21 protein-coding genes and 4 tRNA genes are annotated in these 16,878 nt (G+C 39.8%); 14 read left to right on the forward strand and 11 right to left on the reverse strand.

What is annotated here, in order from left to right; genetic code table 11:
- Window positions 1-3: 3 nt before the first annotated feature.
- On the reverse strand, window positions 4-366 hold the full coding sequence (locus AC1D0K_RS12900) for a transmembrane 220 family protein (protein WP_295711152.1): 363 nt from the start codon (window positions 364-366) through the stop codon (window positions 4-6).
- Between the two features lie 543 nt (window positions 367-909).
- Here AC1D0K_RS12900 and AC1D0K_RS12905 point away from each other — a divergent pair.
- The 5 genes from AC1D0K_RS12905 (at window position 910) to AC1D0K_RS12925 (ending at window position 3,780) form a co-directional block, all read left to right on the forward strand.
- Window positions 910-1,641, forward strand: coding sequence for an acyl-CoA desaturase (locus tag AC1D0K_RS12905; RefSeq protein ID WP_477392427.1), 732 nt, complete (start codon window positions 910-912; stop codon window positions 1,639-1,641).
- Between the two features lie 64 nt (window positions 1,642-1,705).
- On the forward strand, window positions 1,706-1,843 hold the full coding sequence (locus AC1D0K_RS12910; RefSeq protein ID WP_477392425.1) for a hypothetical protein: 138 nt from the start codon (window positions 1,706-1,708) through the stop codon (window positions 1,841-1,843).
- Window position 1,844: 1 nt separating this feature from the next.
- A complete protein-coding gene (locus AC1D0K_RS12915; RefSeq protein WP_477392423.1) occupies window positions 1,845-2,168 on the forward strand; it encodes a hypothetical protein in 324 nt (107 codons plus the stop codon).
- 47 nt (window positions 2,169-2,215) lie between these two features.
- Complete coding sequence (locus AC1D0K_RS12920; protein ID WP_477392421.1) at window positions 2,216-3,301, forward strand: fatty acid desaturase; 1,086 nt, start codon at window positions 2,216-2,218, stop codon at window positions 3,299-3,301.
- A gap of 116 nt (window positions 3,302-3,417) precedes the next feature.
- A complete protein-coding gene (locus tag AC1D0K_RS12925; RefSeq protein ID WP_477392419.1) occupies window positions 3,418-3,780 on the forward strand; it encodes a nuclear transport factor 2 family protein in 363 nt (120 codons plus the stop codon).
- 93 nt (window positions 3,781-3,873) lie between these two features.
- Here AC1D0K_RS12925 and AC1D0K_RS12930 read toward each other — a convergent pair whose 3' ends face one another.
- The 4 genes from AC1D0K_RS12930 to AC1D0K_RS12945 form a co-directional block, all read right to left on the reverse strand.
- Window positions 3,874-4,743 carry an NmrA family NAD(P)-binding protein gene (locus AC1D0K_RS12930; RefSeq protein ID WP_477392417.1) on the reverse strand — a complete coding sequence of 290 codons (870 nt, stop codon included), beginning with the start codon at window positions 4,741-4,743 and terminating at the stop codon, window positions 3,874-3,876.
- Between the two features lie 155 nt (window positions 4,744-4,898).
- Window positions 4,899-5,510, reverse strand: coding sequence for a TetR/AcrR family transcriptional regulator (locus tag AC1D0K_RS12935; RefSeq protein WP_477392415.1), 612 nt, complete (start codon window positions 5,508-5,510; stop codon window positions 4,899-4,901).
- A 160-nt stretch (window positions 5,511-5,670) separates the two neighbouring features.
- Entirely contained in the window at window positions 5,671-6,003 is a 333-nt protein-coding gene (locus tag AC1D0K_RS12940; protein WP_477392413.1) for a Dabb family protein, read from the reverse strand.
- A gap of 23 nt (window positions 6,004-6,026) precedes the next feature.
- The gene (locus AC1D0K_RS12945) at window positions 6,027-7,058 is read right to left on the reverse strand and encodes a zinc-dependent alcohol dehydrogenase family protein (RefSeq protein WP_477392411.1); all 1,032 of its coding nucleotides are present in this window, start codon (window positions 7,056-7,058) and stop codon (window positions 6,027-6,029) included.
- A 120-nt stretch (window positions 7,059-7,178) separates the two neighbouring features.
- Here AC1D0K_RS12945 and AC1D0K_RS12950 point away from each other — a divergent pair, with 120 nt between their 5' ends.
- A complete protein-coding gene (locus tag AC1D0K_RS12950; RefSeq protein ID WP_477392409.1) occupies window positions 7,179-8,603 on the forward strand; it encodes an aminotransferase-like domain-containing protein in 1,425 nt (474 codons plus the stop codon).
- A gap of 95 nt (window positions 8,604-8,698) precedes the next feature.
- Here the strand turns inward: AC1D0K_RS12950 and AC1D0K_RS12955 are convergent, their stop codons facing one another.
- Window positions 8,699-9,298 (reverse strand): hypothetical protein, encoded by a 600-nt coding sequence (locus tag AC1D0K_RS12955; protein WP_477392407.1) that lies wholly within the window; start codon window positions 9,296-9,298, stop codon window positions 8,699-8,701.
- Between the two features lie 23 nt (window positions 9,299-9,321).
- Window positions 9,322-10,113, reverse strand: coding sequence for a hypothetical protein (locus AC1D0K_RS12960; protein ID WP_477392405.1), 792 nt, complete (start codon window positions 10,111-10,113; stop codon window positions 9,322-9,324).
- A gap of 380 nt (window positions 10,114-10,493) precedes the next feature.
- Here AC1D0K_RS12960 and AC1D0K_RS12965 point away from each other — a divergent pair, with 380 nt between their 5' ends.
- Genes AC1D0K_RS12965 through AC1D0K_RS12975 form a run of 3 tightly spaced genes read left to right on the forward strand, consistent with a single transcriptional unit; the run spans window position 10,494 to window position 11,996 of the window.
- Complete coding sequence (locus AC1D0K_RS12965) at window positions 10,494-10,724, forward strand: helix-turn-helix domain-containing protein (protein ID WP_477392403.1); 231 nt, start codon at window positions 10,494-10,496, stop codon at window positions 10,722-10,724.
- Window positions 10,721-11,053: a HipA N-terminal domain-containing protein gene (locus AC1D0K_RS12970; RefSeq protein WP_477392401.1), complete on the forward strand. Its 333-nt coding sequence runs from the start codon at window positions 10,721-10,723 to the stop codon at window positions 11,051-11,053. Before AC1D0K_RS12965 ends, AC1D0K_RS12970 begins: the two co-directional genes overlap by 4 nt.
- Window positions 11,046-11,996 (forward strand): HipA domain-containing protein, encoded by a 951-nt coding sequence (locus AC1D0K_RS12975; protein WP_477392399.1) that lies wholly within the window; start codon window positions 11,046-11,048, stop codon window positions 11,994-11,996. Before AC1D0K_RS12970 ends, AC1D0K_RS12975 begins: the two co-directional genes overlap by 8 nt.
- Window positions 11,997-12,188: 192 nt before the next feature.
- Here the strand turns inward: AC1D0K_RS12975 and AC1D0K_RS12980 are convergent.
- From AC1D0K_RS12980 to AC1D0K_RS12990, 3 genes are all read right to left on the reverse strand, one after another.
- Window positions 12,189-12,261, reverse strand: a tRNA-Lys gene (locus AC1D0K_RS12980).
- 96 nt (window positions 12,262-12,357) lie between these two features.
- Window positions 12,358-12,430: transfer RNA gene (locus AC1D0K_RS12985), tRNA-Lys, on the reverse strand.
- 133 nt (window positions 12,431-12,563) lie between these two features.
- Window positions 12,564-13,574, reverse strand: coding sequence for a WD40/YVTN/BNR-like repeat-containing protein (locus AC1D0K_RS12990; protein ID WP_477392397.1), 1,011 nt, complete (start codon window positions 13,572-13,574; stop codon window positions 12,564-12,566).
- A 140-nt stretch (window positions 13,575-13,714) separates the two neighbouring features.
- Between AC1D0K_RS12990 and AC1D0K_RS12995 the strand changes: the two genes are divergently transcribed.
- The 4 genes from AC1D0K_RS12995 to AC1D0K_RS13010 all read left to right on the forward strand — a co-directional run bounded on the left by AC1D0K_RS12995 (window position 13,715) and on the right by AC1D0K_RS13010 (window position 15,343).
- Window positions 13,715-13,798 (forward strand) — tRNA-Leu (locus AC1D0K_RS12995).
- 85 nt (window positions 13,799-13,883) lie between these two features.
- Window positions 13,884-13,967: transfer RNA gene (locus AC1D0K_RS13000), tRNA-Leu, on the forward strand.
- A 99-nt stretch (window positions 13,968-14,066) separates the two neighbouring features.
- A complete protein-coding gene (locus AC1D0K_RS13005) occupies window positions 14,067-15,002 on the forward strand; it encodes an alpha/beta hydrolase fold domain-containing protein (protein ID WP_477392395.1) in 936 nt (311 codons plus the stop codon).
- A gap of 62 nt (window positions 15,003-15,064) precedes the next feature.
- The gene (locus AC1D0K_RS13010; protein WP_295711175.1) at window positions 15,065-15,343 is read left to right on the forward strand and encodes a hypothetical protein; all 279 of its coding nucleotides are present in this window, start codon (window positions 15,065-15,067) and stop codon (window positions 15,341-15,343) included.
- Between the two features lie 50 nt (window positions 15,344-15,393).
- On the opposite strand, the gene AC1D0K_RS13015 is transcribed toward AC1D0K_RS13010, so the two are convergent.
- Window positions 15,394-15,762, reverse strand: a complete 369-nt coding sequence (locus AC1D0K_RS13015) for a SnoaL-like domain-containing protein (RefSeq protein ID WP_477392392.1) — start codon at window positions 15,760-15,762, stop codon at window positions 15,394-15,396.
- Window positions 15,763-15,976: 214 nt separating this feature from the next.
- Here AC1D0K_RS13015 and AC1D0K_RS13020 point away from each other — a divergent pair, with 214 nt between their 5' ends.
- Window positions 15,977-16,756: a DUF5995 family protein gene (locus AC1D0K_RS13020; protein ID WP_477392390.1), complete on the forward strand. Its 780-nt coding sequence runs from the start codon at window positions 15,977-15,979 to the stop codon at window positions 16,754-16,756.
- Window positions 16,757-16,878 lie beyond the last annotated feature (122 nt).

Here is a 16,878-nt window from a genome sequence, read left to right on the forward strand (position 1 = left end):
TTGTTAAACTGCAAAGTAATTAATGAGCAATGCCCCGGCAATAATAAGTAAACCAAAAAACTCCCTTGTTTTTTCAATGTATGGTTTGGTTGCCTGCATGCTTTCTACCAGGCTGGGTTTATTGTATTTGGTTATCCAGTCGCGCACACCATCTTTCTGAAAAAAAAGTATAACCGCGTAAACCAGGTAAAAGGCTATAAGCAAAATATCAACAAGCGGATAAAATTTACCCATGGCGGCCAGTCCACAACATATGGTAGCACTCAGGTATATGGGCACCCATAAGTACCAGTCAACATCATTCAAGTTTACATAGGCAAAAGCCAAAAACGAAACCACAAAAATTACATTTAAAACAACAAGCATATTAATTTAGATTATTGGGCCGGTAACAGCAATTTATAATTGCTTGTTAACAGCCAGCCAATTTAAAGAATAAAACTATTCCAGAAATCCAATTGTGCATTATTAACAGGAAATTTACCGTAATCCATTAAATCTTTGTTCGCAAACCGTTACTTTTTGTGCACAAGTGGTCATTAAAATATTCTTAAACAATCTAAGAAATGATTAGGCTATGATGCTGTCCCCCTATCCTTTGTTATCACCCAGCCTGAAATCATACCAAAATAAATATTGCAAACAGCGTAACAAATTGTTTAATCATCAGTTATTATATTATAGTATTTTAAATTATACTACAAAGTACCTGCAGTTTCTGGTTTAATACCACAACATTTTACCCGTTGATCTCAAGCGCATCTTAAATTTCAAGCTTGTATCTCATCAGGCAGATTCAGGCCACAGAGAGCAACACTTCATCTGTTTCCACCCCATCTAAAATGCATGATTCCTTTAAAGGGGTAACCATGTATCTATTTTATTGTAATTGCTATTAATACTTTTTTTATGCCGATCCTGATTTTCTTTATTGCGCACTGGTTTTTATCCCTGTTTTTCCAAACCTTCTTCCAACACCGCTATGCTTCGCACCGGATGTTCACAACCAATAAATTCTGGGAACGTGTATTTTACATTATGGCCTACTTGTTTGAAGGCGCTTCATTTTTAAATCCCAGGGCTTATGCCTTAATGCACCGGGAACACCATGCCTATAGCGACACGGAAAAGGACCCGCACTCGCCACATTTTTTTACAGACATTTTCCAAATGACAAAAGCTACCTTTAAAACATTTGGCGATCATCTGCAAAGAACAAAAGATCCGGAAGCCCGCTTTGCCGGTAACTACCCCGAATGGCCGTTAATAGACCGGATGGGGTCTTCGATACTATCCCGACTGTTATTTGGCGCAGCATATACCTGCTTCTATATATTTTTTGCTGCCCATTGGTGGATGTTTCTACTGTTGCCTATTCATTTTTTAATGGGACCTATCCATGGCGCCATTGTAAACTGGTGCGGGCACAAATATGGCTACACTAATTTCGACAACAAGGATAAATCAAAAAACACCACACCTTTCGACTTCCTGATGCTGGGCGAACTGTTTCAAAACAATCACCACAAACACCCCAATAGCGCCAACTTTGGCAAAAAATGGTTTGAGATAGATCCGGTATACCCGGTTATGAAACTGATGCACTGGATGCGAATTATTAAACTTAGGAAAGCGTATTAACTTTTACGCACTGGCAATTAAACCTGGATTTGCAGATGAGCCACTGATATTAAACAACAAAACAATGAGTAAAGATAAAGGCAGTAAAGCCATCAAAAAAACGCCAAGCCTAAACGGTAAAAAGGAGATATCTGATTACCAGGCGGGCAAATCCCCGGAATATAAAACCGAGGTTGTATCCACCAATAAAAAACACAACTAACATGGCCGGAAAGACAGTTGATTTACAGGCCAGCATGTTTTTGTTTGACCTGGGCAATAGCGCCAAAGAACATTGGTTTAAAACAGAAGAAACATGGGAGGTTAGCCTGGCCACAAATGATGAAAAATTAGCTATGGAAAAGAAATATTTTCCAACCGTTTCTATAAAAGTTTTACCCGAGCAATTGGCAGAATTGTATGGATTGGTCAAAAAAAGATCAGCCATTGTACATGCCAACGTTGAAAACACCCTGAATACTGATACGATCATTAAAAACAACATACAATACCTCATTGCCTTTAATCCAAACAGGCAACGATCTTAAATAATCACCCATTTTTATACGTGCCCATCACCTTTAATTTTTAGCCGATGCCCTTTTTAGATTACGTACTGCAAACGCCTTCTTATGGTTGGAAGGACGAACAGGGAGCTTTGATAAAGCCGACTGTACTACAAATATTAACCGAGTTTTTCTCGAGATTAAACCCGATTGCAAACCGTAAAAACTGGTTGCCATTTTTTAGTTGGCTAAAAGTTTTATGCCTTATTCCTTTTTTTGTACTCTTCATCATTTATTTTTTAAGCTGGTGGACCATACTGGCGGCCTTTATTTATGGAATGATTATCATGGGCACACATGGCACCATCTGGCACCACCGCTATTGCACGCATGGCGCTTATGCTTTTACCAACAAATTCTGGCGTTTTGTTACGCAGAATCTCACTTTAAATGTTATCCCCGAAGAGATCTACGTGATATCGCATCATGTGCATCATTCCAAATCTGATCAGCCCGGCGACCCTTATAATGCCCAGGCCGGGTTTTTATATTGCTTTTTAGCCGATGTTAACCACCAGCCGATTGCCAAATATTTAAGTGAGGGTGATTACAACCGGATAAAACGATTAATGAAACATACAGGTGTTAAAGCAAATACTTATGTGCAATATCAGCACTGGGGCTCTTATGTAAATCCCTGGCGCGCGGTTATGTCATGGATATTAAACTGGTCTTTCTGGTATGTGGTATTTTACCTGGTAGGTGGTCATGCGCTGGCTTGTAGTTTATTTGGCGCCGCCGGCTTTTGGGCAGTTGGAGTACGTACGTTTAACTACGAAGGGCATGCAAAAGGTAAAGAGAAACAGCATGAGGGTACAGACTATAACCAAAAAGACAAATCAATTAACCAGCTATGGCCGGGTATTGTAGCCGGCGAGTGGCATAACAATCATCATCTGTTTCCAAAGAGTGCCAGGAGTGGTTTTAAACCCTTTCAGATAGATTTTGCATGGTATTACATTAAGCTAATGAGTATGCTTGGTGCGGTGAGCCATTATAAGGATGCTAAAAAGCAATTTTATCAGCAATACTATCTGCCTTATTTAAACAATAAAAATGCAAATAAAATGGAGCAGCCAATAAGTTGTTATGATCCGATAAAGATAGGTGATTGACGACCGGGCAATCAGCATAATTTGTCGCTTACAGCCCTGTACAATGTCGCTTAATAACACCCGGTTTACTTTATGGCAGTACTATATTTGTATATGAATCTTTAAAATATACAGGTATGGAAAACAGGCAAATTATAGAGACTATCACTAAAGCTTTTAATGATAATGATGACGAAACGATATTAAAATATATGGCCGATGATGTGGAGTGGCATATGTTAGGTGATGATGTCATATCGGGTAAGGAAAACATCGGCCATTTTTTTTCTAAGAATCCGGAGATCAAAGTGATCACCTGCACTCAGGATCACTTTTTGATTGACGGCGACCAGGCATCCGTAAGCGGCGAAGTGCAATGCCAGAACCGTGACGGAAAGGTATTTGATATGTATTATTGCGATATCTACGAACTGCTGAATGGAAAAGTCAAAAAAATGATCACCTATGGGGTGAAAAAACCAACTGGTGCCCAGGATTAAATAAGGCACCAGTTAGCTTGATTCGAATTAATTTGTGATGATCTTTTATTTTTGACAAAAAGCCCAAAAGTGCTTTTTCCGAATTTAAATTGATCATTTAAATAGTTCAATATTTTTACGGATATAGTCGACAATATGCAATGGCTTTGAGCCGGATATTTTTTCTACAAAATCATTTGTTCCGGAGAATACACCGTCCCGGCTATCCTGTGCAACCGATTCAACATGCTGTATAAAATATGGGGTATATCTCGCCTTCATCAACTCAGCAAACTTATCAATATCAGCAGCTACATAGGTGATCTTCCGGCCAAGTTCCCCAGATAATATTTCGGCTATTTCATATTGGGTAAGTTCTGTAGAACCGTACAAAGGATAAATTTTACCGGCGTGGCCTTCCGGGTTAGCCAGGATAGATGCAATAACCCTTCCGGAATCTTCCCCTGCAATAGGCGCATAACGGGCCTCACCGAATGGAAGCACAATACGGTTGTTTTCCTTAATTTCTTTAGCAAAATATTTCAGCCATTCCGCAAAAAAGGTCGGGCGTACGTGAGTAACAGTAATGCCGGTACGGTCAAGCACTCTTTCTGCTATCCAATGGTTTTGAGATGCATTGCTCTTCGCGTCCCTACGGGCAGCAACCTGCGACATATTGACGATATGTGTTAAACCCTCATCAACTGCAGCCTGGGCAAAATAAGCAGTTCCTTCTACCAACCCATCTACCTGAATAGGGTACATGTAATAAGCGCTGCCAATACCCTTTAACGCCGCACTTACAGAATTAAAATTTGAAAGATCTCCCTCTACAATTTCTACCCCTTGCTCTGTTAAATGTGCGGTACGCTCATCTATTTTGTGAACCAGCGCTCTGACCGGTATGTTCAGCTCCAATAATTTTTCTATAACGCTGCTTCCTGTTGCGCCTGTGGCGCCTGTAACCAAAACTTTAGTATTCATGATATTATTTATTTATGTTTTTTAATTATTTGTTAGTGATTATTTAGTCCTTATTTTTTCCTGTTTCCAGGTATCTAATTTGTAATGAACATATTATCCATAAAAAAGAACAATGATTTAAAATAGAACAGTGTTCGAAAATGTGTTAAAAAAAATCAGATTTTTTCCATCATGTAAATTAAATTTTCATAGCCTTTTTTCATCAACTCCTCTGAGGTTTTGCCTTTAAATGTGCTCGTTCTGTCTTTACAAAAAAGGGCGCTTATGCCATGAAGTGAAGAAAGGAATGTAAATGCCAGGTCTTCGGCATCCATGCCTTTAAAATGGCCATTCTCCATACAAATTTTTATCACATCAATGAGATAATTTAGTGTCTTTACCCCCATACGCCAGGGATCGGTCTCTGATTTCTTTTTCAGCGGTTCATCTACTATGAACATCAGGTTATAAAAATCCCTGTTATTAATGGCAAAGTCTAAAAATGCGTAGCCCATCGCTTTCAAGCGTTCAAATGGATCCTCATTATGTTCAAACGCCTGCAGCTCTGACAAAAGCAATCTGAAACCTTCCTCATGCAGTTCGTGAAATATTTCGCCTTTTTCTTTGAAATAAAAATAGATGCTGCTGGGACTATAATTAATTGCTTCAGCTATGTTGCGGATACTTGCCATTTCATAGCCTTTTTCCAAAAAAACTCTTCGGGCACCATCGAGGATCAGCTTACGCATCTCCTCTTTTTCCTTGACTTTTCTGATTGCTATTGACATCTTGTTAATTAATACAGAACAAAGATACAGAACACTGTTCGAAAAAAGAACACCTTATTAGTTTTTTTCGCTGTTTTGCCCGTTATATGACTTTGGAATAACAAATAGGCGGACGTTCAACATATTATTTTGATTTTTTAAGGGAAATTATATTGCTGATTTAAACTAACCGAGAATTAACAACAAAGAATTTCTCCCAAGTCTCACCATACTTTTCGAAAAACTGCAAGTGAGTCGGATGATCATAATACAACTGAATATCGTACTCATTCCGGAAGGTCATATAATGCATGACGTCATATTCAGGCTTGTCTTTTAATTCGCCTTGAATAGTCATGCCAGCCTGATGCGATAAGATATAAGGAATGGTTTTCTTTAAAGCGTCAAATCCTGCAATATGTCCTTGAATTGTTTCCGGCGATATACCGTATTTAAATTTGAAGCAAACCACTCTTTGGAGATTTGCTTTATTTGTTTCTGTTGAATCGTTCATATCGAATAAATTTAAAATGTTAGTTAAGATACTTTTATAACAAGCTTTCCAAATGCGCCTTTAGCCAAATGCTGGTAGGCTTCTATTGCCTGTTCAAACGGATAAACTTTTTCGATAACCGGTTTAATGTTGTATGTGTCAAACGCTTTGTTCATTTCTTCAAATGCGGTCAGGTGGCCTACAGCGATACCCTGTATTTTTGTTTGCTTAAATATTACCCGCATCAGGTCAAGATTAGTGGTCTGTCCGGCTAAAAAGCCAATCACTGCTATTTGGCCTGTTACTTTGGTAGCCTCCACGGAATCGTTTAAGCCTTCACCGCCAACAACCTCCAATAATTGATCAGCGCCCTTACCATTTGTTAGGCGTTGCACTTCTTTGGCCCAATCAGGGGTTGTGATATAATTGATGATTTCATCGGCACCTAATTCTTTCGCTTTATCTCCTTTAGCATCGTTGCTTGTAGTCAATATCACACGCGCACCCAGCGCATGAGCGATCTGTAAACCAAATATGGAAACGCCACCTGTACCTTGAATCACAACCGTTTCACCTGCTTTTAAATTGCCGTAGGTAACAAGTGAGAACCATGCAGTTAAGGCAGCAATTGGTAAAGTTGAGGCTTCTTCATCTGTTATTGTTGCCGGGGCAAGTACAGCCGATTCAGCTTCAAGGATCATATATTCTGCCAGTCCGCCCGGATAAGGAGCACCAAGGCAAAAGTCCGGTTCGTTAGGAGCCGGAGCACCATCGATCCAATGAGAATATAAGTGAGATATAACGCGGTCACCGATCTGGAATTTGGTAACATCGGAACCTACGGCAACCACAGTTCCTGCCGCATCTGATACTGGAATGAGTGGTTTCGGGATCATTTCAGGTTCATAAATTCCATCAACGATTGCCTTATCCCTAAAGTTCAAAGAAACTGCGCCTACTTTAATTAAGATTTCGTGTGTTTTTGGAACTGGTATAGCAATTGTATCTAAGCTTAAATTATTCAGCCCAAAAGCATGAAGCTGCCAAGCTTTCATTGTTCTATTTATTTCTGACATGATCGTTTTATTTAAGGCAAAGATGTAGTTAAAACAAATGCGAAAACAGATTCAGATTTGATAAAAAAAATGAGATCAGTTTGCGTATTTTTGGTCCGCAATTAATAATCGTAGTTTATTATGGTGACAAGTAAAAGTTTCCGATATGAGCAGGTTTCGGAAAAACTGGAGGAAACTATAAGGATCCTTCAACTTAAGCCCGGTGACAAAGTTCCATCAGTACGTCAGGTTGGGCGAGACTTAAAGGTAAGTTTGAACACGGTTTTCCAAGCTTACTCGCTGCTTGAAGCCAAGGGGCTTATTGTATCCCGTCCGCGGTCAGGATATATTATCAATTGTTTCGGAACATCGCTGAAAGTTCCCGAAACAAAATCACGTCCGATGCTTCCGGCTAAAGTAGAAATCACCACGATGGCTGCTGCAATGATGAAAAATGCCAAAGAAAACGGGATCGTTAATTTTTCCATCCTTGCACCCATTAATGAGTTCCTTCCTGTAATAAGTCTGAACAAAGCGGTCAGGGCATCACTTGGCGAAACAAAGAATGACAATTTTCAATATCCCCTGGTAGATGGGCACCCTCGTTTGCTCAAACAAATTGCCAGGCTTTCACTTGAATGGTCGACACCGCTATCACAAGAAAAAATAATGGTAACCAACGGTGGTATGGAGGCCATAAATTTGGCGTTAGACGCAGTTACCGTTCGAGGGGATATTGTAGCAGTTGAATCGCCCACTTATCACGGCATCCTTCAAAGTCTGGAAAGCAGAGGGTTAAAGGCTCTGGAGGTTAATGTAAATTTGAGTACAGGATTATGCATAGATGATTTGAAGATGGCTTTAGATACCAATCAGGTAGCGGCATGTATTTTTATGCCGCGTTGCCATAATCCAACAGGATGCTCCATGCCTGAAGAAAATAAGATCAGGCTTGTTGAATTATTAGGCAAACGAAATATACCGTTAATCGAAGACGACACGCTCGGCGAATTAAATTTTAAGGTGTTGAACGGATTTCCCGCAAAAGCCTATGACAAGTATGACAATGTACTTTACTGTAGTTCATTTTCTAAAACGCTTGCCCCTGGATTTCGTATTGGTTGGGTGTCAGCTGCGAAACACCATAGGCAAATTGAAAAATTAAAATTCGGATCCAATATCTCTACAAATGCTGTCCTTCAAGATGCAATTGGGAGGTATCTCGAAAGCGGGCAATATAATAAACATATCAGAAGGATGCGTCTCGAACTACAGGGCCAGGTAATCAAATATGTTGGTGCAATCACAACATACTTTCCAGAGGGGATTAAACTTGCTGTCCCCATGGGTGGCTTAAGTATCTGGATCGAACTTCCCACTGCTGTTGATACATTCGATCTCCAAAAAAAAGCACTCGGTAAAGGAATAGGTATTTGCCCGGGCCATATCTTTTCTTCTTCAAATAGCTATCACCATTACATTCGGTTAAACTGCTGCCCATTGTGGAATAATAAAATTGAAATTGCCGTTAAAACACTGGGAGGGCTAATAGCTGCTTACCGATAACTTTATTTTAGGTTGAACTAACCTGTATTGAAATTTTTAAGAAAAATGGCTGGCTATATTTGAGAAATGTGTTTTTTACCGGACTGGCCAAATCATTATTGAATCAGTTTAGCTATCTTTTGCAACGGAATTGTTTCTGCAAATTCCAGTATTTGTGTATCTGTGCAATCATCTACCTTAAAAGTAATTAAAGCACTTCCTAAAGGTATTTGTAACTCGTAATCATTTTTGTCATTTGCGCTACCTGCCTGCTTTTCAAGCCTTGCTTTATAACCTTGTACTTTTACAGTTTTGCTCTTACCATCACTCATCATTCCACCTAAAAGAGGTGTATTTAATACCGTGTTCGTCATAGCAACCAAAGGGGAATTACTAATGATAGAAATATCGGCTTTCCTCCCGCTTTTCTCATAGGAGCGGTGTATAGTAGCGCCAACGTAACCAACATTGGAAGCAACATTATCTTCCCTTGCAATAATTTCCATTGCATCCATTTTAGTTGGCAACAATTTTAGCACTTCCTTACCAATTACCAGGTCAACTTCCTGCATGGCTTGCTGCAGCGTAAAATGTGTATCTTCCAGTTTGCCTGCACCGTAGGCAGTTTTAGCAGTGCTCATTGCTTTAGTGAAATCCTGTGCAACGCCAGTACTTACAAAGGCGATGACTGCGATTAATGTTATAAAAGCCTTCATGAATTTTTATGTTGAGATTAAAATTATTGTTCCCCAAGCATCTTTTTTATTCCGTCAATATCAAAAGTATTAGCGGCAGTCATCACTTCCTGCTCGTTGGCAAAGTTGATACATTCCCAAACAATCATGGAAGCTTGGCCAATGGACACTATCAATGTATATCCCTTACTGTCTTCGTATTGAATGATTGCCTTGTTGCCTTTAACTCTTACTTGTTTAAAATTTTGTTTAGCGCCATTGGCTTCGATCATACCGGCATTTGAAAAATATAAAGCAGCTAAACCTGCATAGATCCCTGCATTTCCAATAGTAATTGTCAACTGTTTATCGGCGTTGTTTTTCCACACCCGGTGAATGTTCAGGTTACTCCAGCCCCATTGGGTACTCATTACTATGTCCTGTAGTGTATCTACTTTTAAAGCGGCTACCGAAGCGGGTAAAGATTTCAGAATCTGCCGACCCAATTGAAGCTCTACCCCCATGAGCGCCTGCTGTAACGAATACCGTACATCGCTGTAATTCTTAGCCGCATGGGCCGTTTCGGCTTCTGTCATTTGCGCTTTTACATCAGGCGGAGTGGTATTACTTAATCCGCCACCGCCTTTATTGGAGGGGTTACCGGATGTGCCGGAGTTACTATTGCCCGATCCGGTTTCAGGAGGAATGCCGACCTTTTTGTCTACTTCCTTATCTACTGCTTTATCTACAGTTTTATTCACCTTGTCTTTGATCTTCTTAAAAAATCCTTGCGACGTGGCGGTATTAGTAACCGTAAGTGCAATAAGGAAACAGAGCAAGTACAAAACCTTTTTCATAAATAAACATTTATATTTGTCAATAAAGAAAAGATAAGCCACACTGATATAAGACACTTAAAGCTAAGTATTTAAATTGATTATTGCAAAATGTAAAATCAACAGATTGTAGATAATTATAAGGCAAAAGCCCCACATTTACTGATTTTTTTGAAAGTGATCCCTCCAAGATTATGCTCCATGATCCTTGTAAAAGTCCTACTTTAAGCCCTCTTATTTAGATGTTTGTAATTATATGTAATTGCATATAAATTTAATAAAACTAAATAATTATATGTAATTACATATAACTAAGTTAAAAATGAAACAATTATATGTAATTGCATATAGAAAATATTATATTTGATTAACTATATGCATTTACATATAACCAATCAAATATGGAGACTTTAGCGAATTTTGTTAAACAAAAGCGAAAAGAAGCAAGGCTAACACAAGAAGACTTCGCTTTAAAGGCGGGTGTTGCATTAACAGTCATCAGGAAAATAGAACAAGGTAAGGGTAACTTAAATTTAGAAAAAGCAAATCAAGTACTAAAAATGTTTGGTCACGAGCTGGCCCCAATTAATAGCAGGGAACTTTTACAGGCAGATAAAAACTTGCAACCATGAGAGAGGCGAGCATATTTTATAAAGAAGTAGAGGCCGGTAAATTGACCGAAACCGATGACGGATTATATGAATTTCGATACCTGCCCGAATACATAAAGACATACCCCGGGCAGTTTATCACATTTACTATGCCGGTTAGTGACAAGGTGTATACTGACAAAAGGTTGTTTGCTTTTTTCGAAGGCCTTATACCTGAAGGTTGGTTATTAGATATCGCCATAACCAGTTGGAAAATTAACACAAATGACCGTATGGGGCTTTTATTAGCCTGCTGCCGGAATTGTATCGGAGCCGTAAGCGTTATACCAACGGAGAAAGAATATGAGTAGGAAGTGTTTATATTGCTACCAGCCGCTTAATGAGCAGGAAGACAGCGACTATCATGAACGGTGTAGCTTGAAATTTTTTGGAACCAAAACACCACCGGAGTTTAGTTATACCATGGATCAAATGACAGATCTGGCTAAAAACGTAATAGAACGTAGCATAGCGGTTCCAGGCGTGCAACCCAAATTATCACTGACGATTGTTAAGGATGCCATGGCAAATGGTCCGCGTGGCAGGCTTACTGTTGTTGGTGCGTTAGGTGGTAATTACATTTTAAAACCGCCGTCTACGCATTACCCGGAAATGCCTGCAAACGAACATGTGACTATGCGAATAGCCGAAAACGCATTTGGGATACGGACTGTTCCATCAAGTTTAATCAGACTGGCATCTGGCGAACTCGCATATATCACTAAAAGAATAGACCGAACTATAGACGGTGAAAAAATACATATGATCGATATGTTTCAAATATTGGAAGCTTTTGATAAATACAAAAGTTCTATGGAGCGTATAGGAAAAGCGATTACAGCCTACTCAAGTAGTACATTACTTGATCAATTTTATTTTTTTGAATTAGCACTATTCAGCTATTTGATTGGTAATAATGATATGCACCTGAAAAATTTCTCTATGCTTAATAGCAAAGGTGGCTGGAATTTATCGCCAGCCTATGATCTTTTAAATGTAACTATAGCTAATCCTAAAGACGAAGATGAATTGGCGTTAACCCTTGAAGGAAAGAAAAGCAATTTCAGGCCGGAGCATTTTCAAAGATTTAGTATCGGGCTTGGCTTAACGGAAAAGCAAATACAAAACACCTATACTAATTTTCTAAAAAATAAGGAAAAGGCATTTTCCTGGCTTGATAATTCATTTTTATCACAAGAAATGGCTGATGGGTATAAGATTGTAATGGATAAAAGATATACAATCCTTAATTAAATAATAATATGCGTCGTTTGAATTTCGCATAAAAACGTGGAGAGTTCGCTATATTCGTATGCTTTTAATATCCCACAAAATAAATACTTATTTCATCATCCCCCAAATTTTCGGACTGATCCTAAATTTCCGCTTGATCCATAATTATAAGGTATTAACCGAAAAAAGCCCCACATTTGTGAGGCTTTTTTGTGATCCCGCTGGGATTCGAACCCAGGACCCCAACATTAAAAGTGTTATGCTCTACCAGCTGAGCTACGGAATCAGACTTTTCAACTTCTCCGGCAGTTGTTACCGTTTCTGTTTAAAGAGATTCAATTGTAATTTTTAAAAAGAAAAGCCTTCTCTCAAAGGCTTTTCGTGATCCCGCTGGGATTCGAACCCAGGACCCCAACATTAAAAGTGTTATGCTCTACCAGCTGAGCTACGGAATCAAACTTTCAACTTTTTCGATAATGTTACCGTTTCCGTTTAAAGTGGTGCAAATATAGGGCGATTAATAATACGGTGCAAGTGCTATTTGCAATTAATTGTAAAGTATTTGTTAAGCCATTAGTTGCCAATAAACTACATTTTAAAAATGGCTATTTTACCCTTGTCTCCAGCCAATAAAACCAATTTTCCATGCTTAGCTTTGCGGCAAACGTTAAAACTGGTGATATCAAATTGCTTCCAATTGGCTCCCTCATCTATTGTAAGGTTACTTCCTGTTGTACCTGTAGATAGGAAAGTGCCGCTATTAATGTATTCAACTCCCGATTGAAAGCCTGCGGGTGCAGTCTGTGGGCCAACAAATTGCAGGGAAGGACGAACCTTGTAAATAGTGGCAACCGAATCTAATTTTTTCCCATTTGCATAATCGCCGCCAACTATGATCCCTTCATTTTTTCCCAATGCTATAGAAAATGCACCTTCGCTTTGCTTGCCTTGGGTTATTGGCAAATTAGTGTATTCCCATTCTTTTCCTGTTGGCTTCAACGAGATTAACCTACTATTTTTTCCGCCCGACACAATATAGACAAACCCGTTATTTACCCTTAAGCAAGTACCGCTTGCCGCAAATGCCGCTTCGCCGGGTAAGGCAACGGGGGCGGTTTTCATTTCGGCCCAGGTTTCGCCGCCATCTGTGGTTTCCATCAACAGGAATTTATCTTTTATGGGGTCGCCCAAAATATAGCCGTGTTTGGCATCGGCAAAATCCATGGCATCAAAAAAGTAAACACTATCAGTTTTGCGGCATTTTTCCTGCCAGGTTTTACCGCCATCAATTGTTTTTAACACAAGGGCAGGTGTACCCGAGCTCATGATTACGGCTTCCTTATCGTTAAATGCTTCAATATCCCTAAAATCTGCTTTTTCGTAGCCTTTCACCTGCTGCCAGCTCCAGGTTGTTCCGCCATCATTAGTGGTGGCTATATGCCCTTTGCTGCCGCTAATCCAGGCTATTTTATCATTTACTACAGATAGCCCCCGAATACTTGTGGGCTTATCCTGTTGCAAAATAGTTATAGTTTGCGCCGATGACAACAAGGGCAAAAGGAGTAAAGTACTGAATATTAGCCGATAAAAACGTTTCATTAATTTGAGTGTAAATATGAATATGGTTCCTAAATTAATTGTAAACAAGTCAAGTAACAACAACCTATGGATTTTTATATTTATTATAATGCTTTTTGATAGAAACGATTATATTTGCACGCTTGTTAATAGAACAACAGGCCCGGATGGCGAAATTGGTAAACGTTGCGGTCTCAGAAGCCGTTGAGAATTGTCTCTTGAGAGTTCGAGTCTCTCTTCGGGCACGCCGAAAATGAAGTTGAAAGTCTTAAGTTCTAAGTCAAAAGTGAAAGCTTTAGGCTGATGACTTAAGACTTTAAACTTAAAAATGCCCAGGTGGCGAAATTGGTAGACGCACCATCTTGAGGGGGTGGTATTCGTAAGGATGTACGAGTTCGAATCTCGTTCTGGGCACTAAAAAAAAATCAAAATCCCCCTCGCAGGCCATAATTAAAAGGCTTGGCAAACATCTGGAAATGTTAGTTGTAACGTATATACAGCAAATACTACCTGATGCAAAAAACTTCCATATTTACATTAATTATTTTAGTTACGGCGCTTACCGTAAAAGCCCAAATCCAGCCGGCTCATCAATATAAAGATCACGTTTTCCCTAATGTTGATCTTAAGCAAAATCTGAGTTATAATCCATTTGCTCCACTTGCCGATAAAGAATCATACCTGTTTGATCTCTATGAGCCAAAAGGTGATCATTCCAGGGCACGCCCATTAATTATATGGATGCATGGCGGAGGTTTTAAATACGGTTCAAAAACAGCTCAGGGCATACAAATCTGGAGCAGGGATTTTGCCCAGCGTGGTTATGTTTGCGCTGCTATTAACTATCGTTTAAGTAAAAAGAACCCGGCATTTCATTTTAATGAACTGCAAAAAAGCTGCTACTACGCCGTACAGGATGTAAAAACCGCCATTGAATATTTTAAACAGCACCATACCGAATATAATATTGATCCCAATAAAATTATCCTGGCCGGCAATTCGGCCGGGGGAATTATAGCATTGCAAGCCGCCTACAGCAGCAATGCAGAACTTTCCAGGCGTACCGGCGTGGCAGATTCAACGGCCACATTAAAGCCCGATGACAGGGCGCGGATTGCCGGCATCATCAATTTTTGGGGAGGCATCTTTGATATCCGTTGGTTAAAAAACGCACGGGTGCCCATCGTGAGTGCTTATGGTTCAAATGACCATATTGTAAAACCTGCTCAAACTGATACGGGCATGTATGGCAGTATATCTGTTCATGAAAAGGCCGATGAGTTAAAAATCCCAAACGGAATAAAAGCTTTTGATGGTTTTGGTCACGAACTGCAAAAACATTTTAATCCGTTGTTTGGGGTTGGTAACCCAACACAAAAAAGATGGCTGGAAGCCGCCCAATTTGCCGCGGATTTTTATTACGATATATTATTTAAGAAACAGGAGTAAACAATTGCCAAACTTTAAGGTTATTGTATTGAAAAATGCTTAAAACAAACTAATTATACACCATGAAATTAACCAGGATAGTCACAATTGCTACAGTAGCTATTTTTAGCTTGCAAGCTTTGGAAATATCTGCCGAGGAATTGCCAGCCGTTGCGGAAGCATCTGTTTTACAGATCAGGCTACCGCCACCACCGCCACGGCCACCTAATCCATTCAGAAGGCATCACAGGCGTTATCGCCGGCACCGCAGCGGAACACTGCATATCAAGCTTCCGCCGCCACCACCGCATCCACCGGGTTTACCAAGGCCGCCACGTCCGCCCTTGCCGCCACGTCCATAAAATGAATAAAGCCCCGGGAATTCCCAGGGCTTTATTCATTTATATTTATTTTATTGTTGCGGTAGGCTGTAGAAAAAATTCTCGGCAACAATTTTACCATCTTTAACTTCATAAACGCAAACTTCGCTCATCATGCTGCGGCCATGCCCTTTATAGGTAACATCCATATCCATTGTGCACGAAAAGAAATTACCACTCACAATAGGATCTGATACTTCACCGCTGTGGATCTCTTCAACCATATCATACCATTGCTGATTTTTGGCCAATGCTGCCTCTTTACCCTCAGAAAGCTCCATCTGCGAGCCCTTTGGTTCATGACTTACCACATCATCGGCATACAGTTCATGTATGGCATCTAAATTTTTGCCTTCACGGCAAAGCTGCACTAATTTTTCAGCTACTTCTTGTGTGTTCATTTTATTGTTTTTAATTGGTTATTGTTAGTATAAAGTTATTCATAATTACAAAAACAACACCGTCAGGTATTTTAAATTTAAGTTAAGTTTCTTTGGCGCTCATTCCCCCACCTGCTTGCCCCAAATTTAAGCTATAACCTCTTGACTGTAATTGTTTTATAATGGTATATTACATGTGCAATAATTAACCTTTTCTTATCCATAAAATAAACCTATGAATGCCGTTAGCATTGATCAGATCATTACCGATTTAGAGGCCATCATAACCGATTCAATTGCAACCGGTAACCGGGCCGGGTATTTTGCCGCCTTATACCACAAGGTTACCTGCCGGGTAAAGGAAGGCATCCTGGCCGGTGAATTTGAAAACGCTGCCCGGATGGAACAACTTGACGTGACGTTTGCAAGCCGCTATATTACTGCTTATAAGCAATGGCAGCAAAAGCAGCAACCGTCTGCCTCCTGGCTGCTGGCCTTCGGCATCTTTAACAAATCATCAAAGGTGGTGCTGCAGCATTTACTGGCAGGTATGAACGCACATATTAACCTCGACCTGGGCATTGCCGTTGTGGAGGTAGCAAATGCTCTTAATCAGCCGCTAAGTTTGATTCATAAGGATTTTAATGCCATCAATACCATACTTTCTGCCCTTACCTATGAGGTGATCAACGAGCTTAACCAGGTATCACCGCTTTTATCGCTGGCTGGTTTGCATGCCCAAAATAATTCCATACTTATTCAGTTTGCACTTGGCAATGCCAGAGACGGCGCCTGGTGCTTTGCCGAAGACCTTTTTACCCGGAAAGACCAGGATTATCTTAACCTGATAGCCAAACGCGACGATGACATAAACAAACTGGGTATAGGCATCGCGAAGCCCGTGGGCCTGTTGCGCTGTACCATGTGGCTTATTCACCTGTTTGAATGGAGAAACCCATCAAAAATCACCGAGGTATTGAATACATATAAAAAAACTTACCTCAAGGTGAATTAATGGTGAAGGTGGTTTAGAAAACGAATTTAAATAAGCAAGGATGTTTTAAAAGATAAATGACTGTTTAAAAGGTTTGTCATCCTGAACGATAGTGAAGGAACTTCGCAGAATATACAGGGCGA

Source organism: Mucilaginibacter sp. P1_A3, from assembly GCF_056406855.1.